A 23,353-nucleotide genomic window follows, 5' to 3' on the forward strand; every position below is an offset into this window, starting at 1 on the left:
GGGCTTTCTGCCTCAGGCGGCGGGCCGGATGGCGGCCAGCTCGTCGGTGAAAATGCCGTCGATGCCCCAGTCGAGCAGCAGGCGCGCGCGCTCGGGGTCGTTGACGGTCCAGGCCGCGATGCGGTAGCCGGCGGCGTGCACGGCGTCGATCAGTTCGCGGGTGGCGTCCTTCTGGTTGATGTTCAGCGCCACGCATTCATATTTGGCAAGGCGTTCGCGCCAGTCGGCGGGGACCTTTTCCACGAGCAGGGCGCGCGGCAATTCGGGAGCGGCCTGGCGGGCGGCTTCCAAGGCTTCTTCGGCAAACGAGGACAACAGCGGCGCGGTGCCGGCGCCTTGCCACAGTTCGCGGGCCGCCAGGGCGACGGCGCGGCCGGTTTCGGCTTCGCGGCCGGGGCAGGGCTTGATCTCGACGTTGCTGGCGATGCCGTTGGCCAGCGTGTAGCGGGCGACGGCGGCAAAGGTGGGGAGCGGTTCGCCGGCGTAGGCCGCCGAATGCCAACTACCGAAATCAAGCTGCGCCAGTTCGGCGTAGGTCTTGGCGGCGGCAGGGCCTTTGCCGTTCGAGGTGCGGTCGACGTCGTCGTCGTGCATCAGCACCAGCACGTTGTCGCTGCTGAGCTTCACGTCGTATTCAAACATGGTGAAGCCGTGTTCGGCGCCGACGCGCATGGCGGCCAGCGTGTTCTCCGGCGCCAGACGGCCGCCACCGCGGTGCGCGATGTGGCGGGAGTAAGGCCAGGAGGGAAGGTTTGCGGTCATTTGGTGCTGCTTTGGGGTTCTTTTGGGACAGGTTGCAAGGATACCTTGTTCTGCGACACGTCCATGATCATGCGCGTGGCCAGATACAGGCGCGGCACGATGCTGTTGACCAGGACGTACTCGGCGTCATTCGAATGCGCGCCGAATCCGCTCAGTCCCATGCCCTCGATGACCGGTCCGCGGGCCTTCAGCGCCGCAAAGGCGGCATCCGTGCCGCCACCGCTGGCCCGGTCCACCACCTTCAGCGGCAGGTCGAGCTCCTGGTAGACCTTCACGCCGTGCTGGGCCAGGGCGCGCGACGCCGCAGTCGCCTCCAGCGGCGGGCGGCGGACCTCGAACTTCACGCTGACATTGGACTCGGGCAGCAGTTTCTTCTGGATGCGTTCCTCCAGCGTGCGCGCCTGGGCATCGAAGTCGGACACGCGCAGTGCCCGCGCGTCGCCCTGGGCGGTGGCCAATCCCGGAATGACGTTGCGGTTGGTGCCTGCCTGGGCGACGGTCCAGTTCAGCTTCAGCCCCTCGTCGGGCTTGGAAAGATCGTCCAGCTGCAGGAGCTGGTGCGACAACTCGTAGAGCGCATTGACGCCGCCCTCCGGCCGGGCGCCTGCGTGCGAGGTCTTGCCCTGCACGGTCAGGTACGCCGCCCCGATGCCGCTGGTGGCCAGCGTCAGGCGCGGTTCCATGCCGCCGCCCTCGAACGAAAAGACCGCATCCTGGTCGGCGCCCAGGCGGGTGATGGTGCTGCGCGCGCCGGGCGAGCTGATCTCTTCGTCCCCGTTGATCAGCACCGTCAGCGTGCCGTAGTCGGCAAACTTCAGTGTTTTCAGGAGCGCGATCGTGTGCAGGATGGCCGCCACGCCGTGCTTGTCGTCGGCAATTCCCAGGCCATAGGCCTTGTCGCCGTCGATCCTGAACGGCTGGTCCTTCAACATGCCGTTGCGGTACACCGTGTCCATATGGGCGATCAGCATGATCTTCTTGCTGCCGCCGCCCTTGAATTCGGCGTGGACCATCGGCCCGACCTTCTCGGGGGTGTCGTCCAGCCGGAATACGTCGGTAGGCGCAATGATTTCGACGGCGCCGCCCAGTTCCTTGAGCCGGTCGCGGATCAGTTCGGCGATGCGTTCAACGCCTTCGACATCCTTGCTGCCCGACTCGATATTCACCAGATCACGCATGGTATCGAGCATGGCCTGCTGCTGGCCCTTGGCCGCCTCCAGCACATTGGCAACCGGGGCCGCCTGCGCGGCGTGGGCGCAGCTCAGAAACATCAAAGCGACACAGGACTTCAGCAACGGGAGGCGGGAAGGCATGAACGGCATCGTGGGTGACCTTTTTGCGCGCGGGAAGGGAAACCGGCCTTGTGCCGGCCTGGCAGGGCGGCCCTCGATCTGCGGGCTAACCCCAGGTCCACGATACGAGCGCGGGGCGGGGGCGGTAATGGGGGATTCCCGGGTTGACGGACCTCGTCCTCCGTGGGGACGGATGGTCCACGACGCCGCGCATTGCCCGTTGGCTTGGACAATGGCCGCGCAATGAATGAGAAATGGTAAAATCCGCCCGCTGAACCCGGTTTGAACCGGTATGGGAATAGAGGCGAATCGACTTCGCCTTTTTTTATGCGTTTTCGTGCGGCCCCGGGCGTCTACCCCCGGAGCGCGGCAACAGGGATTCCATGTTCGAATTTATTCGCAGCCATCGGCGCTGGATGCAGTTCATCCTGCTGATCTTGATCGTGCCTTCCTTCTTCCTGGTCGGGATTCAAGGCTATGACAGCTTCATGAGTCGGGAGCCCGAGCTGGCGACGGTGGCTGGCCAGCCGATTTCCCGCGCCGAGTTTGATCAGGCGCACCGCAACCAGCTTGACCAGTTCCGCCAGCGCCTGGGCGCCCAGTTCGATCCGGCCGTGATCGATACGCCCGCCCTGCGTGAAGGCCTGCTGAACCAGCTCATCAACCAGCGCCTGCTCGCCAACGTGGCCGCCGACAACCGTTTCTCGGTGTCCGACGAGACGCTGCGCAACACGATCGCCGCCATCCCGGAAGTCCAGGATAACGGCCGCTTCTCGCCCGAACGCTATCGCCAGGTGCTGGCCGCGCAGGGCATGTCGCCGACGTCGTTTGAAGCCGGCCTGCGCCGCGACCTGGCCATCGCCCGTGTGCTCGAGCCCGTCGGCGAATCGGCCCGCGCGCCGGCCGAAGTGGTCGCCGCCGTGGAATCGGCGCTGACCCAGGCCCGCACCGTGCAACTGCGCAACTTCTCCGCCGCGGACTTCCGCTCGCAAGTCACCGTGAACCCGGCTGACATCCAGGCCTGGTACGACGCCAACAAGCAGCAATTGCAGGTGCCGGAACAGGTGCAGGTGCAGTACCTGGTGCTGGACGAAGCCGCCGCCACGCAAGGCGTGCAGGTCAAGGACGAGGACCTGGCTTCGTATTACGAACAGAACAAGAACCGCTTTGGCCAGCCCGAGCGCCGCCGCGCCAGCCACATCTTCATCGAGCTGCCGTCGGGCGAAGACGCCCGCAAGGCCGCGCGCGCCAAGGCCGAAGACATCGCCAAGCAGGCCGCCGCCGATCCCGCCAAGTTCGCCGAACTGGCTGCCAAGAATTCGCAGGACGCCGGCTCGGCCGCCAAGGGCGGTGACCTGGGCTGGATTGCCCCGGGTGCGCAGCCCGGCCCGTTGGACAAGGCCATCTTCGGCCTGGCCCAGAACCAGGTGTCCGGCGTGGTCGAAAGCCCGTTCGGCCTGCACATCGTCAAGGTCACGGAAATCAGCCCGGGCGCCGTCAAGCCGCTGGCCGAGGTCAAGGACCAGATCACCGCAGAAGTCCGCAAGCAGATCGCCGCGCAGCGTTTTTCCGAGATGGCCAGCCAGCTGAACAAGCAGGTCTACGACCAGCGCGACAGCCTGCAACCGGCTGCCGACGCCGTCGGCCTGAAGCTGCGCACCGCTTCCGGCGTCACCCGCGAAGGCCTGCTGCCCGCCGAGAAGGCCGGTCCGGGCTCCGCCGCCGACAGCCCCGACGCCGCGCTGCTGGACAACCCGCGCGTGCGCCAAGTGCTGTTCTCGCCCGACGTGCTGCGCGAAAAGCAGAATTCCGGTGTGATCGAACTCGCGCCCGACACGATGCTGGCCGTGCGCGTTGCCTCCGTTGAACCGGCCCACGTCCCGCCGCTGGACAAGGTCAGCGAAGTCATTCGCGCCAAGCTGCTCGACGAGCGCTCCGCCGAAGCCGCCAAGAAGGCCGGCGAGGCGGCCCTGGCGGCCGCCAAGGCCGATCCCGCCGCGACGCCCGAAGGCTTCGGCCCGGCCATCAGTGTGACGCGCCAGAATCCCCAGGATCTGTCGCGCCCGGTGCTGGACGCCGTGATGCGCCTGCCGTCGGCCACGCTGCCGGCCTTCACGGGCGTGCAGTCCGGCGTGGACTACACGCTGGTGCGTCTGGAAAAGGTGGAAGCCGGCAAGTCCGATGCGGCCGACATGGAGCGCCTGGCGCAGCAACTGTCGGGTGCATGGGGCCAAGCCGAAAACGAGGCTTTGATCCGCATGCTGCGCCAGCAGTACGAGGTGAACGTCACGCCCGCCGCCGCGGATGTCATCCGCGGCGATCAGGCCCAGGCCGCGGGCTGATCGCCCTGGCAGATAGTCAGTTCAACATGGGCCGCAGCGCCGGCCACACGTTGTCCAGCAATTGAGGCTGGGCATCCTCGTTAGGGTGGATGCCGTCAGCCTGAAACATCGCCCGGTTCGTCGCGATACCTTCCATCAGGAAGGGCACGAGCCGGGCGTTTTCGTTTTTGGCCACATTGGAAAACACCGCGGCAAAGCGTTGGGCGTAGTCCCGCCCGTAATTGGGCGGAATCTGCATCCCGACAATCAGCACCTCGGCATCGGCCTTGCGCGCCGCCTGGGTCATGGTCCGCAGGTTTTGCTCGGTCATGTTCAGGGGCAGGCCGCGCAAGGCATCATTGGCGCCCAGCTCCAGCACGACGACCGCCGGTGCATGCTGGCGCAGCAAAGCGGGCAGGCGGGCAACGCCGCCGCTGGTCGTGTCGCCGCTGATGCTGGCATTGACGACCTGGAACTTCGGGTATTGTTCTGAGATCCTCGCGGACAGCAGGGGCACCCAGCCCGTGCCGCGTTTGATGCCGTACTCGGCGGACAGGCTATCGCCCACCACCAGCACAGTGCGCGGCGTGGAACCCTGGGGCGCCGCGGCGGTCTGAGCGTGGGCGGGCGCCGCCGCGGCGGTCGCGAAGGCAGTCACAAGAAGCAGACGGGAAAATAGGCGCATGGATAGCAATAACTCAATCGTGGTGAAAGGGCTGGGCAAGCGGGTGGCCGATGCCGGTGGATCGCTTTCTATCCTGGAAGGAATTGATTTTACGGTCGCGGCGGGCAGCGCCGTGGCCATCACGGGCAGCTCGGGCTCGGGTAAGTCGACTCTGCTGGGACTGCTGGCCGGTCTGGATGTTCCCAGCGTGGGCAGCGTACACCTTGCCGGGCAGGACCTGTTCGCCCTGGACGAAGACGGCCGCGCGCGCCTGCGGGCCAATCACGTCGGCTTCGTGTTCCAGTCCTTCCAGTTGCTGCCCAACCTGACCGCGCTGGAAAACGTGATGCTGCCGCTGGAGCTGGCCGGCCAATCCGCGCGCGAGGCCGCGCAGGCCATGCTGGAACGGGTGGGGCTGGGCGCGCGCCTGCACCACTATCCGCGCACGCTGTCGGGCGGCGAACAGCAGCGCGTGTCGCTGGCCCGTGCGTTTGTCGTGCAGCCGGACCTGCTGTTTGCCGACGAGCCCACCGGCAGCCTGGATGCCGCAACCGGCGTGACGGTCATCGATCTGATGTTCGACCTGCACCGCGAGCACGGGACGACGCTTGTGCTGGTCACGCACGATCCGCAACTGGCGGCGCGCTGCGGACGGCAATTGGTGCTGGCGGCCGGCCGCATGGTCACGGACGATTGAGACGAATACCCATTGCTGTCGCAAATGTACGGGAGTAGGCTAACTCAAGGAGTTGCCATGTCTGCCCGTACATCCATCCATGCGTTCTTGGTTGTTGCGTTGCTGGCGCCCGCCGTTGCCGGCGCGAGCGGTGGTGTCATCCGCTTTGTCGGGGGCATCGTGGAACCGGCGGTCTGCCGGCCGCGCGTGACGCCGGCAAGCGCCGGTGGACTCCCCCGCGTGGTCTGCGTGCCTGAATCCCGGACCCGCGCAGTGGATCCGGCGCCGCGGGTCAAAACCTCCGTGCGGGAAGTGCCTGCGGACACTTCCGAAGACCGGGCCGCGGGTAAGCGCTATTTGGTGACGCTGGAATACCTGTAGGAATGGCGCCGTCCCGGTGCGCCGGGACAGCACGAGCAACGCGCGGTCAGCGCTACCGGCCTGCGTTCACCCCAGATTGCGGATCTCTACGACCGGATCGACGTCGGCCGCATAATCGACGCCGTCGATTTCAAACCCGAACAGCCGCAGGAAATCGCGCTTGTAGCCAGCAAAATCGGTCAGCGCATAGAGGCTGTCCGTATCGACCTGATCCCACAGCGCCTGCACCCGCGCCTGCACCTTCGGGTCCAGTTCCTTGTAGTCGGCGCGCAGCCGGCCTTCGTCGTCCAGGATCGGCGACGGGCCGCACAGGCTGTCGCGATAAAGCCCATACACCTGCTCGATGCAGCCTTCGTGCGTGCCGTCTTCCTTCATGACCTTAAAGAGCAGGGACAGGTACAGCGGCATCATCGGGATGGCCGAGCTTGCCTGCGTGACCACTGCCTTGAGCACCGACACGCGCGCGTCGCCCCCGTGTTCCGAAAGCTTGGCCCGGATGTCCAGCACGCGCTGGTCCAGGTCTTTTTTGGCCGCGCCGATGGACCCGTTCCAGTAGACGTCGTGCGTGATCTTTTCGCCCAGATAGGTAAAGGCCGTGGTGGTGGCGCCCTCCGCCAGCACGCCGGCCTCCAGCAGCGCGTCGATCCACATCTGCCAGTCTTCGCCGCCCATCACGGCGACGGTGGCGTCGATTTCATCTTGCGAGGCGGGTTCCAGCACGCCGTCCTTGATGAGCTCCTTGTCGGTGTCCAGGCCGCGCAAGGTCACGGATTTGCCGATGGGCTTGAGCGTGGAGGTGTAGACCTGGCCCGTCTTCGGGTGCGTGCGTCGCGGGGCCGCGAGGCTGTAGATGACCTGATCGACCTGACCCAGGTCCGCCTTGATGGCGGCGATGGTCTTTTGCTTGATCTCATCGGAAAAGGCGTCGCCGTTGATGCTCTTGGCGTACAGGCCTTCGGCCTCGGCAAACTTGTGGAACGCGGCGCTGTTGTACCAGCCCGGAGTGCCCGGCTTGGCGGCGTCGCCCGGCCGTTCGAAGAAGACGCCCAGCGTCTGCGCGCCACAGGCAAAGGCCGCGCTGATGCGTGCGGCCAGCCCATACCCCGTCGACGCGCCCAGGATCAACACGCGCTTGGGCCCCCCGGGCACCGGTCCTTGCGCCTTCACGTAGTCGATCTGTTGCTTCACGTTGGCTTCGCAGCCGGCAGGATGGGTGGTGACGCAGATGAAACCGCGCACGCGGGGCTTGATGATCATGGGAGCCTCTTGTTGGGAATACGCCAGGGACGGATGCGGGAATGGGCATCAGGCGAAGCGCATTGTACGGGAGGCGGCCGGCCCGCGATTTCGAATCTGTCGCCGTTCAACGCCGGGCTTACGTGCCGCGGGCAGCCCGCGCCGCCGCGGCGCTTTGCGCGCGGCCCCGGCGCCATTCGATCATGCCGATCCCCACGCCGCTGGCGCAGATGATGGCGATGCCCAGCCAGGTCAGCGGGTCGGGAAAATGGCCCCATACCAGCCAGCCCACGGACGTGGCGCTGATGATCTGCAGGTAGATGAACGGGGCCAGCGTGGACGCCGGCGCGCGGCGGTAGGCGGCGATCTGGAACAGGTGGCCCACGCAGCCCGTGATGCCGGTGGAGATCAGCACGGCCCAGTCGAACGCAGACAAGGCCTGCAGGAAAGGCAGCGCGGGCGGCAGGATGAAGGGCAGGGCAAGGGTCAGGCAGATCGTGCCCACCGCACCGCTCCAGATCAGCGAGGTGAAGGGGTCGTCGCCGGCGACGCGGCGTGTGGCGATGAACTGGGCCGTGAAGCAACAGGCCGTCAGCAGGCCGAAGATCGTGCCCACCGGATGCAAGCCGCCGCCGGGGCGGATGACGATCAGCACGCCGACAAAGGCGATGCCCGCCGCGACAAAGCGTGACATGCGCGCGGGTTCCTTCAGGATCCAGGGCGCCAGCGACAGCACGAGCAACGGCGCCAGGAAATTGATGGACGTGGCCTCGGCCTGGGGGATGTAGCTCAGCGTCGTGAAGAACATGAGTGTGGCCAGGAACATCGAGCCGCCGCGGATGAGCTGCTCGCGCGGCTTGGTGCTGCGCAACACGCCCATGCCGCGCGCGGGCAGCACAAGCGCCAGCACGAGCACCAGGTGGATGGCGTAACGGAACCACGACAGCACGAGCAAAGGTACGCCCGCGTCCATGACCCACTTGCCGCTCGCGTCCAGGCACGACAGGGTCCACATCGACAGCACCAGCAGCAGCACACCGATCATCGGGCCGCGCGCGGCGGACGCGCCGGAGCGCGGGCGACCGTTATCGGCCGGGGACATGGAGGGTACTCCTTTCAGCGTGCACGAGGCATGGCGCCTTTGGGGCGATGGGCGGCTGACATGATACGCTCATCGCGCCGGGGGAAAAGGCCAATGATAGAACTACGCAACGTCGAAACGTTTTTCTGGGTCGCCACGCTGGGCAGCTTTCGCGCCGCGTCCGACAAACTCAACACCACGCAACCCGCCGTCTCGCAGCGCATCGCTTCGCTTGAAGCCGACCTGGGCGTCAAGCTGTTCGAGCGTGATGCGCGCGGCGTCAAGCTGACCGCCAAGGGACACGAACTGCTGTCGCATGCCGAGCGCATGCTGCAGGTGCGGCGCGACATGTTCGAAGCCGCGCGCGAGCAGAACGTCATGTCGGGAACCGTGCGCATCGGCGTGGCCGAGACCATCGTGCAGACCTGGCTGCCCGCGCTCATTGAACTGATCCACGCGACGTATCCCGCGCTGGTGCTGGAAATCGAAGTCGATACCACGCATGTGCTGCGCTCGCACCTGATGTCGCGCCAGATCGATCTGGCGTTTCTGATGGGGCCGGTGCTTGAGGCACGGGTCGAGAATCTGCCGCTGTGCACCTATCCGCTGGCGTGGGTCGCCAGTCCGCTGCTCGATCTGGGGCCCGAGCCCCTGACGCTTGCAACGATCGGCAAGCTGCCGATCATCACGTATCCCTCCAATAGTTCGCCGTACCGCGTGGTGCGCGACATGCTGACCCGTGCGGGTGTCACGTCGCCGCGCATGTATGGCAGCGCCTCGATGTCCATGGTGGTGCGGATGACGCAGGACGCCATCGGCACCAGCGTGATCGCCCCCGTGTTTCTGGGCAAGGAGCTGGCGCGTGGCGAGTTGCGCATTCTGCAGGTGCAGGCTGACCCGCTGCCCGAGTTGAGCTTCACCGCCACGTGGGTGCAAGGGCCGGACAGCCATGCCGTGCGCGTCATCGCGCAGATGGCGCAGAAGGTTGCCGCGCAGACCTGAACGGCGATTTGGCCGTAGGTGTTTTCCCGAGCGGGCGGCGTCGCGGATTGCCTTGTTGCATAAGCGGGAAGGGTGCCACCGCGATTGCCCGTCGGCCGCAAAGCCGCGCCGATGCGTCGTTTGCGCGGATTGGCGCCGCCGCTCGCCGCGAGACCCAAAAAATATTTATACCCCCACATCGGAACTTACGATTGGACGCTCGCCGCCCCTGACGCTGCAATGGCGCTCATAACGGAGTAGCGGCTGGATACACATCCGAGACCACCGATTCCTACCGGCGCGCAACCAGGACAACGGGATCCCGCGCGCGGCACACGATCCCGCAGCCAGGAGTTTTTCCATGAAGAAGTCCCTTGCTTTTGCCGCCATCGCCGCCAGCCTTCTGGCCGGCGCCGTCCACGCCCAGGACCTTCCCAAGACCCACTTGAAGATCGTGGGCGGCCTGTCCAACCTGACCGCCTACAACGACTACGAAAAGCCGTTCTGGACCAAGACCATTCCCGAGCAGTCCAAGGGACAGGTCACGGCGGAGATCAAGGGCTTCAATGAAATGGGCTTGAAGGGGCCCGAGCTGCTGCGCCTGATGTCGCAGGGCGTCATCGAATTCGGCACCGCCACGCTGTCCTACTTCGCCAGCGACAACCCGATCAACGAAGCCATCGACCTGGCCGGCCTCGCGCCCGACGTCAAGACCGCGCGCGCCGTGACCGAAGCCTTCGAGCCCGTCTACGCCAAGCTGTACGGCGAAGGCAACAACGTCAAGTTGCTGGGCATCTCCACCTATCCGGCGCAGGTGCTGTTCTGCAATGCCGAGATCAAGGGCCTGGCCGACATCAAGGGCAAGAAGGTCCGCACCAGCAGCCGCACCACGGCCGAATTCGTCGAAGCACTGGGCGGTTCGAGCGTGACGATGGCTTTCGGCGAAGTCGTTCCCGCGCTGCAGAACAAGGTGGTCGATTGCGCCATCACGGGCTCGCTGTCGGGCTACTCCGCCAAGTGGTACGAGGTGTCGACGCACCTGGTGGCGCTGCCGATCAATTGGAACCAGCAGATCCATGCCGTCAACCAGAAGGCCTGGGACAAGCTGGATCCGAAGGTGCGCACGTTCCTGCAGGACAACGTCAAGACGCTGGTCGACAACATCTGGGATGCCGCCGCGCGCCAGACGCAGGAAGGCTATGACTGCAACACCGGCGCGGCTGCGTGCCCGTTCCCGGTCAAGGGCAAGATGGTCCTGGTGCAACCCTCCGACGCCGACAAGGCGCTGCTCAAGAAGGTGGCGCAAGAGGCCGTCCTGCCCAAGTGGGCCGCCCGCTGCTCGGCGCAGTGCGTGAAGGACTGGAATGCCACGGTCGGCAAGACGCTGAACCTGACCGCCAGCAAGTAAGCGCCAGGACGCGCCGGCCCGCGGGCCGGCGCGAATTCCGGCCGGTGATGGCGCGCGGTGGTCCCTGACCTTGGCATGAGGTCCGCGGCGCCCGCACGCGATGGCAGGCCGTGCCACCTGAGGTTCCATTCATGACTCAAACCGAACACTTCCGTCTGCTCGGCGGCCTGTTGCGGCGCGCGGAAAGCTTTTCCCGCGCTGCCGTATGGGCCGGCGGCGGCCTGACCGTGGCCAGCGTGCTGCTGATCTCTTTCGACGTGCTGGCCCGCAAATTCCTGGGTTTCACGACCGGGGGCGCGGACGAACTGTCCAGCTACGCGTTTGCCATCAGCACCTCCTGGGCGCTGGCGTTTGCCACCCTGCAGCGCGCGAACGTGCGCGTCGACGTGCTCTATCAATATTTGCCCGTGCGCCTGTCGGCCGTGCTGGACTGGATCTCCATGGTGGCGCTGGCCGTCTTCATGGTGTTTCTGACGTATTACGCGTACGACGTGGTGGTGACGTCCTGGACGCAGAAGTCCGCGGCCAACACGCCGCTCGCCACGCCACTGTGGATTCCACAGGGATTGTGGGTGCTGGGTCTGGCATGGATGTGCATCACGGTCGCGCTGATGCTGGCGCGGGCATCCGCCGCGCTCGTCACGGGCGATATCGAACTGGTCAAGCAGATCTGCGGCGTGCGTTCGGCGCAGGAAGAGGCTGACGAGGAAGCCGCCGCCGGCGAGCGCATGGTGAAGGGAGAAGCCGCATGATTGCCACCGCTTTGACACTGCTGCTGGTCCTGATCGGTCTGTCGATCCCCGTGGGCGCTGCGCTTGGCGTCCTGGGCCTGATCCTTGACCCGATGTTCTCGATGTTGCCGCTGACGCGCGCCATCGGCGAGATCTCCTGGAGTTCGAACAACGAGTTCCTGCTGGTCGCGATTCCGCTGTTCATCATGCTGGGCGAGGTCCTGTTGCGCGCCGGCTTTGCCGAACGCATGTACAGCGCGATGAGCCTGTGGCTGTCGTGGCTGCCGGGCGGATTGATGCACGCCAACATCGGCGCCTCGACGCTGTTCTCGGCAACCTCCGGCTCCAGCGTGGCAACGGCTGCCACCGTCGGCACCGTCGCCATTCCGCAGATCCGCAAGTATGGCTACAACGAGCCCCTGTTTCTCGGCAGCCTTGCCGCGGGCGGCACGCTGGGCATCCTGATCCCGCCATCGATCAACCTGGTCATCTATGGCGTGCTGACGAACTCGTCGGTGCCCAAGCTGTACCTGGCCGGCATCATCCCGGGGTTCGCGATGGCGGCGCTGTTCATGCTGACCGTCGTGATCGCCTGCGTGGCCAAACCGTCGTGGGGCGGGAAGAAGATCCACGCAACGTGGGGCGAACGGATCGCCAGCCTTGTGCATCTGGCGCCGCCGCTGGGCATCTTCTTCCTGGTGGTCGGATCGATCTATGCGGGCCTGGCAACGCCGACCGAGGCCGCTGCGCTGGGCGTGCTGGGCGCGTTCATCCTGGCCGCGTGGTTCCGCCGCCTGACGTGGTCGATGCTGCGCGAGGTGATGGAGGGCACGATGCGGTCCACGGCCATGATCATGCTGATCGTCATTGCCGCCAGCTTCCTGAACTTCGTCATGTCGGCGACGGGCCTGACCGATGCGCTGACCAAGTCGATCACCGGCCTCGGCCTGTCCCCCGGCTGGATGCTGCTGATCGTGGTGATCTTCTATCTGGTGCTGGGCTGCTTCATGGAAACGCTGTCGATGATGATCACGACGATCCCCATCGTGGCGCCCATCATGATCGGCCTGGGCTACGACCCGATCTGGCTGGGCATCGTCATCATCGTGCTGGTGGAAGCGGCCCTCATCACGCCGCCCGTGGGCCTGAACCTGTTCGTCGTGCAAAGCCTGCGCAAGAGCGGCTCGATGAGCGCCGTGATCGTCGGCAGCCTGCCGTTCGTGGCGGCCATGTTCGTGATGCTGGCGCTGCTGGCGTTCTGGCCCGACATCGCGCTGTGGTTGCCGCGCGTCTTCGGTTGATGACTCTTTGATTCCGGCGCGGCCCATCGGCTGCGCCGCTTCCCACTCCTTCTTCGCAGGACTGATATGAAAGCCGTATTCAAGATCGACGACGCCAATCCCCGCCAGGTGGAAGTGGCCTTCAACAGCGTGATCGTGGCGGGCTGGGCCGGGCGTGACATGGCTGCCATCGAACACCACATCGAGGAACTGGCCGCCATTGGCGTGCCGCGTCCGAGCAGCGTGCCGCTGTACTACCGCATCGCCGAGAACCAGCTTACGCAGTCGGCCAACGTGCAGGCGCTGGGCGAGGAATCGTCGGGCGAGGTCGAGACGTTTGTTTTTGCCGTTGACGGCGAGATGTACGTCAGCATCGCGTCCGACCATACCGACCGCAAGCTGGAGACCGTCAGCGTGGCGATGTCCAAGCAGGTCTGCGTGAAGCCCGTGGGCGCCGAAGCCTGGCGGCTTGCGGACGTGGCGGGGCACTGGGACGAACTGATCATCCGCGCCTACATCGTTGAGAACGGCGAGAAGGTGCTGTACCAGGAAGGGCCGCTGTCCACGTTGCGCACGCCGCAGGACCTGATCGCGGGCTACACGGGCGGCGGCGCCGTGCTGCCGGAAGGCGCGGGCATGACCTGCGGCACGGTGGCCGCCATCGGCGGCATCCGCCCGGCCGCGGATTTCACGATGGAACTGCACGATCCGCGCCTGAACCGCACGCTGCGCCACCGCTATCATGTCGAGTCGCTGCCCGTGGTCGCCTGATGGCCGCCACGCTCGGCGCTGAATCCGGGCGCGTTCCCCGCGAAGGCGCCCGTCCGAACACTTACGCCGCCAGGCGGCATTAGGACAATGATGGTTTCGACCCTGAATGATCTGACCTCGGCCCTGCGTGAGGGCCGCAGCACTTCCGTCGCATTGACCGAAGCCGCGCTGGCGCGGGCTCAGGATCCGGCGGGCGAGGGCGCTCGCGCCTTCACCAAGCTCTACGCCGATTCGGCGCTGGCGCAGGCGCGCGCGTCGGACACGCTGCGCGCGGCCGGCATCGTGCGGTCCGCGATCGAAGGGTTGCCCATCAGCATCAAGGACCTGTTCGACATCGCGGGCGAGACCACGATGGCCGGTTCCGTGGCGCGCGAAGGCGAGCCGGCGGCCGAAGCGAATGCCGAGGTCGTGCAGCGCCTGATCGCCGCGGGCGCCGTCATCATCGGCCGCACCAATATGACCGAATTCGCGTATTCGGGCCTGGGCATCAATCCCCACTACGGCACGCCGCTGAATCCGTATGACCGCGCCACCGGCCGCATTCCCGGCGGCTCGTCGTCCGGTGCGGCGGTGTCGGTTGCGGACGGCATGGCCGCCGCGGGCATCGGGTCGGATACGGGCGGCTCCGTGCGCATTCCTGCCGCCCTGTGCGGTCTGACCGGGTTCAAGCCCAGCGCCTGGCGGGTGTCCATGCAGGGCGTGCTGCCGCTGTCGGCCAATCTGGATTCCATCGGCCCCATCGCCGCCAGCGTGCGGTGCTGCGCCGAACTCGACGCCATCCTGTCGGGCGATGCGGGTCCCTTGCCGCAGGCGCTGCCCGTGCGTGGCCTGCGTCTGGCCATTCCGACGACGCTGGCGCTGGACGCCATGGACAAGCATGTCTCCGACACCTTCGCGGCGGCGGTGCAACGTCTGGAGGACGCCGGTGCGCTGATCGACCGGATCGAGATTCCGGAATTCGCCGAACTGGCCGCCATCAACAGCAAGGGCGGTTTCACCGCCGCCGAGGCCTGGGCCTGGCACCGCGACCTGATCGCGCGCGCGGGCAAGCGTTACGACCCGCGCGTCGTGTCGCGCATCATGCGCGGCCAGGATATGACGGCGGCCGATTACATCGAACTGCTCGATGCGCGCGAGGCGTGGGTAGCCGCCGTGGACCACCGCATTGCCGGTTACGACGCGCTGATCATGCCCACGACGCCCATCGTGGCGCCGCCGGTCGCGGACCTGCAGGGTTCCGACGAAGCCTACTACGCCGCCAACGGACTCATCCTGCGCAATCCCACCCTCATCAATTTCCTGGACGGCTGCGCGCTGTCCTTGCCCTGCCACGCGGCCGGCACGGCGCCCGTGGGCCTGATGATCGCGGCCAGCAATGGCGCGGACCGCCGCGTCCTGGGCATCGGCCTGTCGGTCGAAGACCTGTTCGCCGCGCGCTGAGCGGCGCTTACCTGCAACGAGAGAACCCATGCCAGACGCCGATAACGTTAGAACCAGCCTCGCGCTCGCCCGCCAGGCGCGGCTGGATGCCCGCAGCGGGCGCCTGACGGGTCCCACGGCGAATCTGGCGCCTGGGCACGTTCAGGCCAACCTGGCGATTTTGCCGCGCGCGCTGGCGGCGGATTTCCTGCACTTCTGCCAGCGCAATCCCAAACCGTGCCCGTTGCTGGCCATGTCCGAGCCGGGTGACCCGGCGTTGCCGGAGCTGGGCGCGGATATCGACATCCGCACCGACATCCCGCGATACCGCGTCTGGAAGGACGGCGAGCTCGTGGCGGAGCCGACAGACGTGCGCGACCTGTGGCGCGACGATCTGGTGTCCTTCCTGATCGGCTGCTCGTTCTCTTTCGAGGAGGCGATGCTGGATAACGGCCTGCCCGTGCGTCACATTGAGCAGGGCAGCAATGTGCCCATGTACCGCACCAACATCGCAACGCAGCCGGCTGGCGTGTTCGGCGGTCCGCTGGTGGTGTCGATGCGGCCCCTGAAGGCCGCCGACGCGATCCGGGCGATCCAGGTGACGTCGCGATTCCCGTCGGTGCATGGCGCGCCCGTTCACATTGGCGATCCGTCGCTCATCGGCATCGCGGATATCGATGCCCCCGATTACGGCGATCCCGTGGAGATCCGCCCTGGCGAAATGCCGGTGTTCTGGGCGTGCGGCGTGACGCCGCAATCGGTGGTGGCGGCGGTGCGGCCGGAATTCTGCATTACGCATGCGCCCGGCCACATGCTGGTCACCGACCTCATCAACAGCCGCATGGCGGTGTTCTGATCCGGGCGCGGCCCCAGGTTGGTTTGTCGGCTGGGCATCAGCGCTGTTGCATCAGCGCCTTCACGCGCTGGTCGTAGTCGGGCGGGAAGGTCCAGAAGCGCATGCCTTGCTGCGTAAAGCCTTCCTGCAGTCCGCGCTCGGCCGGCGCCTTGTGCCACAGGAACTGCATCAGCACGTCGCTGCTGACCCACGCGTTGCCGAACCAGAAGCTGTGGGCGCGGCGATTCAGATCGGGGATGGCGCGCGGATCGACCCAGATCATGTCGAAGTTCAGCCGCTGCGAGGCGGCGTTGACGAAATCCACCTGCTCCTCGGTCAGATCGTCCGCGTCGGGACGCCCGGCCCGTGACGCCCGCTGGTGGCGCGCCGCGAAACGCAAGGCGCGATCGCCCAGATTGGCGCCCAGGCTCACGCGTTCGGTCAGGTCGATGTACTGCCGCAGGTCCGTTACGAACCGGTAGGTGTCCTCGTCGGGCGCCGCGAAATAGATCTGACCCAGGCGCAGCCGCGCGCGCAACGCCTCGCGGCTTTCGCCTTCGCGGGGCTGCGCCAGGGTGGCAAGCCCTTCACTGGCGATGCGCGCGCCCGCGCTGAACGCCAGCACGTTGATGTGCTGGGCATTCGTGTTGCGCGCGAGCAGTTCCAGCAGGCGCGCAAAGGCGGGCACCGATGCCCGCGCAGTGCGGACATCCGTGGCGTAGGACAGCAGACTGCCGGCGGACGGCCACAGAAAGGCCAGGACGACCGCCTGCCGGCCCGTAAAGTGATGAAACTGCGCGGCCTGGGCGGTGCCGCGCCATACGGCATTGTTGAAGCCGTGCACATAGACGATCAGGTCGCGGTGCCGGCTGACCGCCAGGGCGTCGTTGATTAGCGCGAAGTAGGCCTGGGCCTCAGGAGACGTCTCCGCATCGCTTTGCGGGGTGAGGGCGACAAGTTCCTCCATGCGCTCCAGGCTTAGTACCGGCCGGCCTCGCTGGCTGCCCGAGGCCGAAAGCTGGCGCAATTGATCCCAGTCCAGCGTCCCGTCGCCAATCTGCACTTCGGCAACGCCCATGCGCAGCGTGTCACTGGGAAAAATGGAATAGAACGGCTGGCGCGATTCCAGGAAGACGGCGCGGTTGGTGGCGTAGAGCAGGGGAATCGACGTGCCGTCGAGCGCGGTTTTGTGCGCAAACGGCTCCACCTGGCCGGTCGTGAACTTGACCGGGGTGGGCATCAACTGCACGGGCGAGGAGCAGGCGGCCAACAGCGCCGTCAAGCACGCCGCCAGGACGGCGCGGGCGGCCCACCACCGGCATAGCGGCGACGCAAGTGAGCGGGCTTCGAGAAAGCGCATGCGATGGGCCCGGTGCGTGTTGGGGGTTGGCGCGAATCGGCGAAGGGACGCGAGGATTGTCGCCGTGGTTCCGGCGGCGATCAAGGGGGAGGGAAAACGTGTGGCGCGGCTGTGAACGCCGCCGTGGGGGGAGAGACTGCCGGGGGATGCGGGGAGGGGCGCCGCCCCGGTTGGGGACGCGGGGCGGCGGGGTCAAGCGCCGGCCCGTGAGGGGGCCCGCGTTTGGGGGGAACAGGGTTAGAAAATGTGGCGGTAGCCCACGGCCGCGCCGAACTGGTTGCTCTTGCCCGCGATTTCGCCGCTGGCGGCATCGCTGACCTTGTTCCAGTCGACGGTGCCGTACAGTTGCGAGCGCTTGGACAGCGAGTATTCGGCCACGGCGACCAGCGCATAGCGCTTGCCCTTGTCGCCTTCGACGACCACGTTCTCGCTGCGGTCGTAGTACGCGGCGCCCGTGATGGCCCAGCGCGGGGTGGCCTGCCAGGTCACGCCGGCGAAGTAGCCGTTGTCCTTGCGGTCCAGGCTGGCGGTAGTGGTGCCGCCCATGACGCCGTTGACCCAGCCCGTTTCATCGCGGCCGTTGAAGTAACCCGCGAAGACCTTGGCCGACTCGAACTGATAGGACGCGTTCAGGTTCCAGGCGCGCTGGCGCTCGTCGGAATCGGTGGCGGCATAGGTTTGCTGCCACGCGGCGCCCAGGCCAAGCTGGCCGATCGTGTAGCGCAGGCTGGCGCCGTACTGCTGGCCCGCCTTGCGGTCTTCCCAGTCGTCGCCGTTTGCCCAGGATGCCACCACGGCCAGATTGCCGAACGTGTTGGCGTATTTGGTCATGTTGTTGGTGCGCACGCGCGACATGGCGGCGGGCAGCCAGGCGTTCTGTTCGTAGTTGCCGACGGTCAGCGGGTCGAAGTAGTCGGCCAGCAGGTCGAACATGGGGGTGTTCTGCAGACCCAGGGTCAGGGTGCCGATGCTGCCGCCGTCCAGGCCGACATAAGCCAGGCGGCTGAAGGCCTTGGACGTGTCCGATCCCCGGCCGTTCTGCAGATTGATGCCGTTTTCCAAGCGGAAGAAGGCGCGGTTGCCGTTGCCCAGGTCTTCGGAGCCGCGCAGGCCCCAGCGGCTGTTGGAGATGGCGCCGTTTTCCATGGAGATGCGGCTGCCGTCTTCGCCCACGGCGCCCGAGCTGGTGCTCAGGTAGCGGATGCTGACGTCGGCGATGCCGTACAGGGTGACGCTGGTTTCGGCGCTTGCCGCCCCTGCGGCCAGGCCAAGGCCGGCCGCAGCCAGCGATAAGGTGATGCGCTTCATGTTGGACTCCTCCAGGTGTAGCTGATTTGTGGTTGCGCCGCGCTTGTGGCTTGGCTTGCTGCGCCCGGCGGTTAGCCGGATGCCTGGCCGCTGCACCGACGCCAGGGTTGGCGCGGGTCCGGAGCAGAGGCCAGCTTGCAGAAATGCGCCGTGCCGTTGCCGGACACGAGCGACTGGGGATTCTAAGTAAGTTGGGGGATGGCGAATATCGAAAATATTCGGCGTTTTCCCGGGTTTACAGGCCGATAAACCCGCGCCGCCCCGTTGACGGGCGAACTGAAAAGAAAAAACCCCGTTCGCGGGAACGGGGTTTTGTGGCGTCAGCGCGACGTTACAGCGTCATGTGCAGCGGCAGCCAGGTGGCGATGCCAGGCACCGCATAGAGCAGCAGCACGGCCGCGATCATCAGGAAGAACATCGGCAGCGATGCGCGCGCGATGTAGGGCAGTTCACGTCCGCTCATGCCGGACAGCACAAACAGGTTGAACCCCACCGGCGGCGTGATCTGTGCCATTTCCACCACGAACACGATGAAGATGCCGAACCAGATCAGGTCGATGCCCGCGGCCTGCACCGTCGGCAACAGCACGCCCATGGTCAGCACCACGATCGAGATGCCGTCCAGGAAGCAGCCCAGGATGATGAAGAACACCATCAGCGCCATGATCAGGCCGAACTGCGACAGGCCCAATCCGCCGATCCATTCAGCCAGCGCGCGCGGCAGGCCGATATAGCCCATCGCCAGCGTGAGGAACTGCGCACCCGCCAGGATCAGGGCAATCATGCAGTACAGCCGGGTGGCGCCCAGCAGCGACTGCATGAACGTCGAGCCGTTCAGCGATCCCTGCAGCGCCGACAGGATCAGCGCGCCCACCACGCCCACTGCCGCCGCTTCCGTGGCGGTGGCGATGCCGGTGTAGATGGAGCCCAGCACCGCGCCGATCAGTAGCAGCACCGGGATCAGGTGGCGTGAGCGGGACAGCTTCTGCATGAAGGTCAGGCCGGGATCCGCCGCCGGCACCTGTCCGGGATTGCGGATGGCCCACCAGGCGATGTAGCCGCTAAACAGCAAGGCGAGCAGGATGCCCGGAATGATGCCGGCGATGAACAGCTTGGCGATCGACACATCGGCCGCCACCCCGTACACGATCATGATGATCGAGGGCGGAATGAGCAGGCCCAGCGTGCCCGCGCCGGACAGCGTGCCGAGAATCTTTTCCTCGGGGTAGCCGCGGCGCGTCAGCTCGGGGATGGTCATCTTGCCGACCGTGGCGCAGGTGGCCGCGGACGAGCCCGACACGGCGGCAAAGATCGCGCAACCGATCACGTTCGTGTGCAAGAGGCGGCCCGGCAGCCGGTTCAGCCAGGGCGCGAGCCCCTTGAACAGGTCTTCGGACAGCCGCGTGCGGAACAGGATCTCGCCCATCCACAGAAAGAGCGGCAGGGCGGTCAGCGTCCAGCTGGACGAGGCGCCCCAGATCGTGACGGCCATGGCGTCGCCGGCGGGACGGCTGGAGAAGATCTCCATACCGATCCACGCGGTGCCCGCCAGGGTCAGGCCGACCCAGACCCCGCAGCCAAGCAGGACGAAGATCGAAACGACCAATAAGGTAATGACGAGAAGTTCATTCATGGGTTTGCTGCGAAGTGGCGGCGGCGACGCCGCGCGAACGGCGGACCAGTTCATCGACCAGGGCGACGAAGAACAGGACGGTGCCGACGGCCATGGTCGTTTGCGGGATCCAGAGCGGCGTGGCGTCGTTCGACGTGGACACGTCGTTGAACAGCCAGGAGTCGTAGGTCAGTTTGATGCTGAAGAAGGCGAAGGCGGCAGCCAGCAGGCAGCCGACGGCCAACGCGAAAATGTCCAGACGGCGGCTGCCAGCGGGATTCAGCGAATTGAGCAGCAGCGTCACACGGATGTGTTCACCGTGCTTGAAGGTGCTGGCCAGCGCAAGGAAGCCCGCAGCGGCCATGAAATACCCGGCATAGGCGTCCGTGCCGGGTATGTTGAAGCTAAGCTGGCGGGCGATGATCGCCGCCAGCACCGAGACGAGCACACCTATCGTGCACAGGCCGGCCAGCAGGCCGGCCGCGCCGTACAGGCTATCTAGAAAACGGCGCATGGCGATATCACTGCTTCTTGTAGGCGTCGATCATGGCCTGGCCGTCCGCACCGGCCTTCTTGAGCCAGTCTTCAAGCATGCGCTTGCCGATCACGCTCAGGCCTTCCTTGAGCTCGACCGTGGGCTGGACGGTTTCCATGCCGTTCTTGGCAAGCTCGGCCTGGTACCACTTGTTCTTTTCCTGCGACAGCTTCCAGCCGCGTTCCTCGGCCTGCGCGCCGGCTTTCTTCAGCGCTTCCTGCGTGGCGGGATCCAGCGCGTCGAATGCCTTCTTGTTCACGATGATGGCGTTCTTGGGCAGCCAGGCCTGGGTGTCGTAGAACTTCTTGATGTACTCGTACGTCTTGGTGTCGTAGCCGGTGGACGCCGACGACATGTACGAGTCGATCACGCCGGTGGCGAGCGCCTGGGCCAGTTCGGCCTGCTGCACGGTCACGGGCTGCGCGCCGACCAGTTCGGCGATCTTGGCCGTGACGGGGCTGTAAGCGCGCCACTTCAGGCCCTTCATGTCGTTGATCTGCTTGATGTCCTTGTTGGCGAAGATGCCTTGGGGCGGCCATGCCACCGCATACAGCAGCGTCATGCCTTGCGAGGCCAGCTTCTTTTCCAGGAACGGCTTCTGGGCCTGATACAGCTTGAACGACGCGTCGTAGCCGGTGGCCAGGAAGGGCAGGCCGTCCAGTTCGTAGATCGGGTCTTCGTTGGCAAAGTTGGTCAGCAGGATTTCGCCGATCTGCGCCTGGTTGCCTTGCACCGCGCGCTTGATTTCAGGCGCCTTGTACAGCGAGGCATTGTTGTGCAGCGTGATCTTGAGCTTGCCTTGCGACAGCGAATCGACGTCCTTGATGAAGGTCGTCAGGTTCTCGACGTGGAAGTTGCTGGCCGGGTAGGCGCTGGGCAGATCCCACTTGGTCTGGGCCTGTGCGCCCGCGCTGAATGCCAGGACGATGCTGCCGGTCAACAGCGAGATTTTCTTGTACATGGTGGTCCTTCTTTGCGAATGATGAAGACGGGGCTGACCCGATAGGCATTGCGAAAAAAAGAAAGCGCGGCGCCGCGTCGCGCCGCCTGAATGCCGTGCCATTCTATGTTGCTGTGCGGTAACAAAGCGCGGGAAATCGCCGTATTACGGGTAATTCCTAGGGGGAGTTGTTGTTCATTGGTTGAAGGTTCAATGACCCCGCGAAGTTTGCGTTGCGCGCTGATGGCAAGCCATCCGGCGCGCATTTTTTTCTTCTAAGATTGCGGAATCGCAGATGTGGTGAAGAGGGTCGCGTGAATTTCGTTTTTCGCCGTGATGAGTTGCTGGTCGAAGCATCGTCCAGCGTGTTGCCGGATGCGGCGTTGTGTGAACGCATTGGCTTGGCGGCTGCGGCTCTGCAGCCGGTCTGGATGGAAACCGGGTCGCCGTATCGCACGGTCTGCGTCGACCCCGGTCTCGAAGCGCCCGAAGGCTACGCCTTCAAGAAGCTGCGTTCGCTCTTCGGCGTATTCGACGACGAAGGCATGGCGCTGGCCGGCCGCGCCTATCAGATCGCCGAATGGGCGCGCACCCACCGGTTCTGCGGCGCCTGCGGCACGCCCGCCGAACGTGTGGCGCACGAATTCTGCCTGCGCTGCCCGGCCTGCGGCCTGTCCGCGTATCCGCGCATCTCGCCGGCCATGATGGTCCTTATCCGCAAGGGCGACAGCATCCTGCTGGCGCGACATGCCAATGGGCCAGCGGCGCGCTACACAGCGCTGGCCGGCTTTGTGGAACCCGGCGAAAGCATCGAGCAGACGGTCCATCGGGAGGTCTTCGAAGAAGTCGGCCTCAAGGTCGGCAATCTGCAGTACTTCGGCAGTCAGCCGTGGCCGTTCCCGCATTCGCTCATGGTCGCGTTCACCGCGGACTACGTGTCAGGCGACATCCGCATCCAGGAAGACGAGATCGCCGACGCCCGTTGGTTCGGCCCGGGCGACGAGATGCCCGACATCGCGGCCCGCATTTCCATCGCGGGCTGGCTGATCCGGGCCAATCTGCCCATGGGGTGGACCGCACCGTAAGTGCCCGCGGCGCCGCCCGTGCGGTAGGGGTATTCCCTCGAAACGAGGGATTTTTTGCCCCGTTCTAGTATTTTTTATTGATGAAATATAGATAAATTATTAGTATTTCGCTCAGTTAAACCCCGCCGTCCGCTCCTATGACCCCCACTTTGATTGCCTCGTCGGCGCATCTTGCCGGCGGCAGCGCGCCCGATCTTTCCGAGGTGGAGTTCGGCCTCATGATCGCCAGCCACGCATTCGACCGCTGGACGGTGCGGTGCATGGCGGCCGCAGGCCTGCCCGATCTGACGCCCACTGATGTGATGGTGTTTCACCACGTCTACCACCGCGAGCGGCCCAAAAAGCTGGCCGACATCTGCTTCACGCTCAACGTCGAAGACACCCACATCGTCAGCTATGCGCTAAAGAAATTGGATCGGCTGGGCGTGGTGCGCGGCGAACGCAGCAGCAAGGAAGTCTTCTACAGCGTCACGCCCGAGGGCGCGGCGATTCTCAAGCGCTACGGCGAAATCCGCGAGCAATGCCTGACCGCGGGCCTGGATGGCCCGGGCGGCGGCGGTCTGGAATTCAGCCGGCAACTGGCGCACACGCTGCGCGCGCTGTCCGGCCTGTACGACCAGGCGGCCCGCGCCGCGACATCTCTCTGAACCCAACATGCGGGGCAACGCCCCGATC

At 65.8% G+C, this 23,353-nt stretch carries 23 protein-coding genes; 12 read left to right on the plus strand and 11 right to left on the minus strand.

Annotated features, from left to right (window positions below):
* Positions 1 to 12: 12 nt before the first annotated feature.
* Both ugpQ and KW836_RS14400 read right to left on the minus strand, forming a co-directional pair.
* Positions 13 to 762, minus strand: a complete 750-nt coding sequence (gene ugpQ / locus KW836_RS14395; protein WP_175136628.1) for a glycerophosphodiester phosphodiesterase — start codon at positions 760 to 762, stop codon at positions 13 to 15.
* Positions 759 to 2,084, minus strand: coding sequence for a M20/M25/M40 family metallo-hydrolase (locus KW836_RS14400; RefSeq protein WP_218343696.1), 1,326 nt, complete (start codon positions 2,082 to 2,084; stop codon positions 759 to 761). Before KW836_RS14400 ends, ugpQ begins: the two co-directional genes overlap by 4 nt.
* Before the next feature lie 353 nt (positions 2,085 to 2,437).
* Here KW836_RS14400 and KW836_RS14405 point away from each other — a divergent pair, with 353 nt between their 5' ends.
* A complete protein-coding gene (locus KW836_RS14405; RefSeq protein ID WP_218343698.1) occupies positions 2,438 to 4,396 on the plus strand; it encodes a SurA N-terminal domain-containing protein in 1,959 nt (652 codons plus the stop codon).
* A gap of 16 nt (positions 4,397 to 4,412) precedes the next feature.
* Here KW836_RS14405 and KW836_RS14410 read toward each other — a convergent pair whose 3' ends face one another.
* The gene (locus KW836_RS14410; RefSeq protein ID WP_175136625.1) at positions 4,413 to 5,060 is read right to left on the minus strand and encodes an arylesterase; all 648 of its coding nucleotides are present in this window, start codon (positions 5,058 to 5,060) and stop codon (positions 4,413 to 4,415) included.
* On the opposite strand from KW836_RS14410, the gene KW836_RS14415 reads away from it, so the two are divergent.
* Entirely contained in the window at positions 5,059 to 5,736 is a 678-nt protein-coding gene (locus KW836_RS14415; protein ID WP_105238766.1) for an ABC transporter ATP-binding protein, read from the plus strand. The genes KW836_RS14410 and KW836_RS14415 overlap by 2 nt on opposite strands.
* Positions 5,737 to 5,793: 57 nt before the next feature.
* Positions 5,794 to 6,096, plus strand: coding sequence for a hypothetical protein (locus KW836_RS14420; RefSeq protein ID WP_218343700.1), 303 nt, complete (start codon positions 5,794 to 5,796; stop codon positions 6,094 to 6,096).
* Between the two features lie 66 nt (positions 6,097 to 6,162).
* Here KW836_RS14420 and fabV read toward each other — a convergent pair whose 3' ends face one another.
* Together fabV and KW836_RS14430 are read right to left on the minus strand one after the other, a co-directional pair.
* Positions 6,163 to 7,353 carry an enoyl-ACP reductase FabV gene (fabV, locus tag KW836_RS14425; RefSeq protein WP_218343701.1) on the minus strand — a complete coding sequence of 397 codons (1,191 nt, stop codon included), beginning with the start codon at positions 7,351 to 7,353 and terminating at the stop codon, positions 6,163 to 6,165.
* A 118-nt stretch (positions 7,354 to 7,471) separates the two neighbouring features.
* Positions 7,472 to 8,434, minus strand: a complete 963-nt coding sequence (locus tag KW836_RS14430) for a DMT family transporter (RefSeq protein WP_218343703.1) — start codon at positions 8,432 to 8,434, stop codon at positions 7,472 to 7,474.
* Positions 8,435 to 8,527: 93 nt separating this feature from the next.
* Here KW836_RS14430 and KW836_RS14435 point away from each other — a divergent pair, with 93 nt between their 5' ends.
* The 7 genes from KW836_RS14435 (at position 8,528) to KW836_RS14465 (ending at position 15,859) form a co-directional block, all read left to right on the plus strand.
* Positions 8,528 to 9,415, plus strand: a complete 888-nt coding sequence (locus KW836_RS14435; RefSeq protein WP_175121693.1) for a LysR family transcriptional regulator — start codon at positions 8,528 to 8,530, stop codon at positions 9,413 to 9,415.
* Between the two features lie 340 nt (positions 9,416 to 9,755).
* Positions 9,756 to 10,802, plus strand: a complete 1,047-nt coding sequence (locus KW836_RS14440; protein ID WP_105238771.1) for a TRAP transporter substrate-binding protein — start codon at positions 9,756 to 9,758, stop codon at positions 10,800 to 10,802.
* Positions 10,803 to 10,933: 131 nt separating this feature from the next.
* Complete coding sequence (locus tag KW836_RS14445; protein WP_218343704.1) at positions 10,934 to 11,554, plus strand: TRAP transporter small permease subunit; 621 nt, start codon at positions 10,934 to 10,936, stop codon at positions 11,552 to 11,554.
* Positions 11,551 to 12,834, plus strand: a complete 1,284-nt coding sequence (locus KW836_RS14450; protein WP_218343705.1) for a TRAP transporter large permease — start codon at positions 11,551 to 11,553, stop codon at positions 12,832 to 12,834. The genes KW836_RS14445 and KW836_RS14450 overlap by 4 nt, the downstream gene beginning before the upstream one ends.
* A gap of 66 nt (positions 12,835 to 12,900) precedes the next feature.
* Positions 12,901 to 13,584: a DUF2848 domain-containing protein gene (locus KW836_RS14455; RefSeq protein ID WP_218343706.1), complete on the plus strand. Its 684-nt coding sequence runs from the start codon at positions 12,901 to 12,903 to the stop codon at positions 13,582 to 13,584.
* A 90-nt stretch (positions 13,585 to 13,674) separates the two neighbouring features.
* Positions 13,675 to 15,024: an amidase gene (locus KW836_RS14460; protein WP_218344284.1), complete on the plus strand. Its 1,350-nt coding sequence runs from the start codon at positions 13,675 to 13,677 to the stop codon at positions 15,022 to 15,024.
* Between the two features lie 28 nt (positions 15,025 to 15,052).
* Positions 15,053 to 15,859, plus strand: a complete 807-nt coding sequence (locus KW836_RS14465; RefSeq protein ID WP_175136619.1) for a putative hydro-lyase — start codon at positions 15,053 to 15,055, stop codon at positions 15,857 to 15,859.
* A 37-nt stretch (positions 15,860 to 15,896) separates the two neighbouring features.
* On the opposite strand, the gene KW836_RS14470 is transcribed toward KW836_RS14465, so the two are convergent.
* From KW836_RS14470 to KW836_RS14495, 6 genes are all read right to left on the minus strand, one after another.
* Positions 15,897 to 17,198, minus strand: coding sequence for an alpha/beta hydrolase (locus KW836_RS14470; RefSeq protein ID WP_218343707.1), 1,302 nt, complete (start codon positions 17,196 to 17,198; stop codon positions 15,897 to 15,899).
* 237 nt (positions 17,199 to 17,435) lie between these two features.
* Positions 17,436 to 18,506 carry a porin gene (locus KW836_RS14475; RefSeq protein WP_218343708.1) on the minus strand — a complete coding sequence of 357 codons (1,071 nt, stop codon included), beginning with the start codon at positions 18,504 to 18,506 and terminating at the stop codon, positions 17,436 to 17,438.
* 331 nt (positions 18,507 to 18,837) lie between these two features.
* Positions 18,838 to 20,139 (minus strand): TRAP transporter large permease, encoded by a 1,302-nt coding sequence (locus tag KW836_RS14480; RefSeq protein WP_175121686.1) that lies wholly within the window; start codon positions 20,137 to 20,139, stop codon positions 18,838 to 18,840.
* Positions 20,132 to 20,632: a TRAP transporter small permease gene (locus KW836_RS14485; protein ID WP_175121685.1), complete on the minus strand. Its 501-nt coding sequence runs from the start codon at positions 20,630 to 20,632 to the stop codon at positions 20,132 to 20,134. The genes KW836_RS14480 and KW836_RS14485 overlap by 8 nt, the downstream gene beginning before the upstream one ends.
* Positions 20,633 to 20,639: 7 nt before the next feature.
* The gene (locus KW836_RS14490; protein WP_218343709.1) at positions 20,640 to 21,614 is read right to left on the minus strand and encodes a TRAP transporter substrate-binding protein; all 975 of its coding nucleotides are present in this window, start codon (positions 21,612 to 21,614) and stop codon (positions 20,640 to 20,642) included.
* A complete protein-coding gene (locus KW836_RS14495; protein ID WP_218343710.1) occupies positions 21,590 to 21,859 on the minus strand; it encodes a hypothetical protein in 270 nt (89 codons plus the stop codon). Before KW836_RS14495 ends, KW836_RS14490 begins: the two co-directional genes overlap by 25 nt.
* Positions 21,860 to 21,907: 48 nt before the next feature.
* Between KW836_RS14495 and nudC the strand changes: the two genes are divergently transcribed.
* Both nudC and KW836_RS14505 read left to right on the plus strand, forming a co-directional pair.
* Positions 21,908 to 22,678, plus strand: coding sequence for an NAD(+) diphosphatase (nudC, locus tag KW836_RS14500; protein ID WP_175121683.1), 771 nt, complete (start codon positions 21,908 to 21,910; stop codon positions 22,676 to 22,678).
* A 137-nt stretch (positions 22,679 to 22,815) separates the two neighbouring features.
* Entirely contained in the window at positions 22,816 to 23,325 is a 510-nt protein-coding gene (locus tag KW836_RS14505; protein WP_191578669.1) for a winged helix DNA-binding protein, read from the plus strand.
* The last annotated feature ends 28 nt before the right edge of the window (positions 23,326 to 23,353 follow it).

The sequence above is a fragment of the Achromobacter sp. ACM05 genome, from assembly GCF_019218915.1.
In the GTDB taxonomy this organism is placed as follows: domain Bacteria; phylum Pseudomonadota; class Gammaproteobacteria; order Burkholderiales; family Burkholderiaceae_B; genus Achromobacter; species Achromobacter animicus.

Bases quoted from the DNA above. Each gene is read 5' to 3' on its own strand.
- ugpQ (WP_175136628.1), bottom strand. From the start codon at position 762: ATGACCGCAAACCTTCCCTCCTGGCCTTACTCCCGCCACATCGCGCAC.
- KW836_RS14400 (WP_218343696.1), bottom strand. From the start codon at position 2,084: ATGCCGTTCATGCCTTCCCGCCTCCCGTTGCTGAAGTCCTGTGTCGCT.
- KW836_RS14405 (WP_218343698.1), top strand. From the start codon at position 2,438: ATGTTCGAATTTATTCGCAGCCATCGGCGCTGGATGCAGTTCATCCTG.
- KW836_RS14415 (WP_105238766.1), top strand. From the start codon at position 5,059: ATGGATAGCAATAACTCAATCGTGGTGAAAGGGCTGGGCAAGCGGGTG.
- KW836_RS14410 (WP_175136625.1), bottom strand. From the start codon at position 5,060: ATGCGCCTATTTTCCCGTCTGCTTCTTGTGACTGCCTTCGCGACCGCC.
- KW836_RS14420 (WP_218343700.1), top strand. From the start codon at position 5,794: ATGTCTGCCCGTACATCCATCCATGCGTTCTTGGTTGTTGCGTTGCTG.
- fabV (WP_218343701.1), bottom strand. From the start codon at position 7,353: ATGATCATCAAGCCCCGCGTGCGCGGTTTCATCTGCGTCACCACCCAT.
- KW836_RS14430 (WP_218343703.1), bottom strand. From the start codon at position 8,434: ATGTCCCCGGCCGATAACGGTCGCCCGCGCTCCGGCGCGTCCGCCGCG.
- KW836_RS14435 (WP_175121693.1), top strand. From the start codon at position 8,528: ATGATAGAACTACGCAACGTCGAAACGTTTTTCTGGGTCGCCACGCTG.
- KW836_RS14440 (WP_105238771.1), top strand. From the start codon at position 9,756: ATGAAGAAGTCCCTTGCTTTTGCCGCCATCGCCGCCAGCCTTCTGGCC.
- KW836_RS14445 (WP_218343704.1), top strand. From the start codon at position 10,934: ATGACTCAAACCGAACACTTCCGTCTGCTCGGCGGCCTGTTGCGGCGC.
- KW836_RS14450 (WP_218343705.1), top strand. From the start codon at position 11,551: ATGATTGCCACCGCTTTGACACTGCTGCTGGTCCTGATCGGTCTGTCG.
- KW836_RS14455 (WP_218343706.1), top strand. From the start codon at position 12,901: ATGAAAGCCGTATTCAAGATCGACGACGCCAATCCCCGCCAGGTGGAA.
- KW836_RS14460 (WP_218344284.1), top strand. From the start codon at position 13,675: ATGGTTTCGACCCTGAATGATCTGACCTCGGCCCTGCGTGAGGGCCGC.
- KW836_RS14465 (WP_175136619.1), top strand. From the start codon at position 15,053: ATGCCAGACGCCGATAACGTTAGAACCAGCCTCGCGCTCGCCCGCCAG.
- KW836_RS14470 (WP_218343707.1), bottom strand. From the start codon at position 17,198: ATGCGCTTTCTCGAAGCCCGCTCACTTGCGTCGCCGCTATGCCGGTGG.
- KW836_RS14475 (WP_218343708.1), bottom strand. From the start codon at position 18,506: ATGAAGCGCATCACCTTATCGCTGGCTGCGGCCGGCCTTGGCCTGGCC.
- KW836_RS14480 (WP_175121686.1), bottom strand. From the start codon at position 20,139: ATGAATGAACTTCTCGTCATTACCTTATTGGTCGTTTCGATCTTCGTC.
- KW836_RS14485 (WP_175121685.1), bottom strand. From the start codon at position 20,632: ATGCGCCGTTTTCTAGATAGCCTGTACGGCGCGGCCGGCCTGCTGGCC.
- KW836_RS14490 (WP_218343709.1), bottom strand. From the start codon at position 21,614: ATGTACAAGAAAATCTCGCTGTTGACCGGCAGCATCGTCCTGGCATTC.
- KW836_RS14495 (WP_218343710.1), bottom strand. From the start codon at position 21,859: ATGCGCGCCGGATGGCTTGCCATCAGCGCGCAACGCAAACTTCGCGGG.
- KW836_RS14505 (WP_191578669.1), top strand. From the start codon at position 22,816: ATGACCCCCACTTTGATTGCCTCGTCGGCGCATCTTGCCGGCGGCAGC.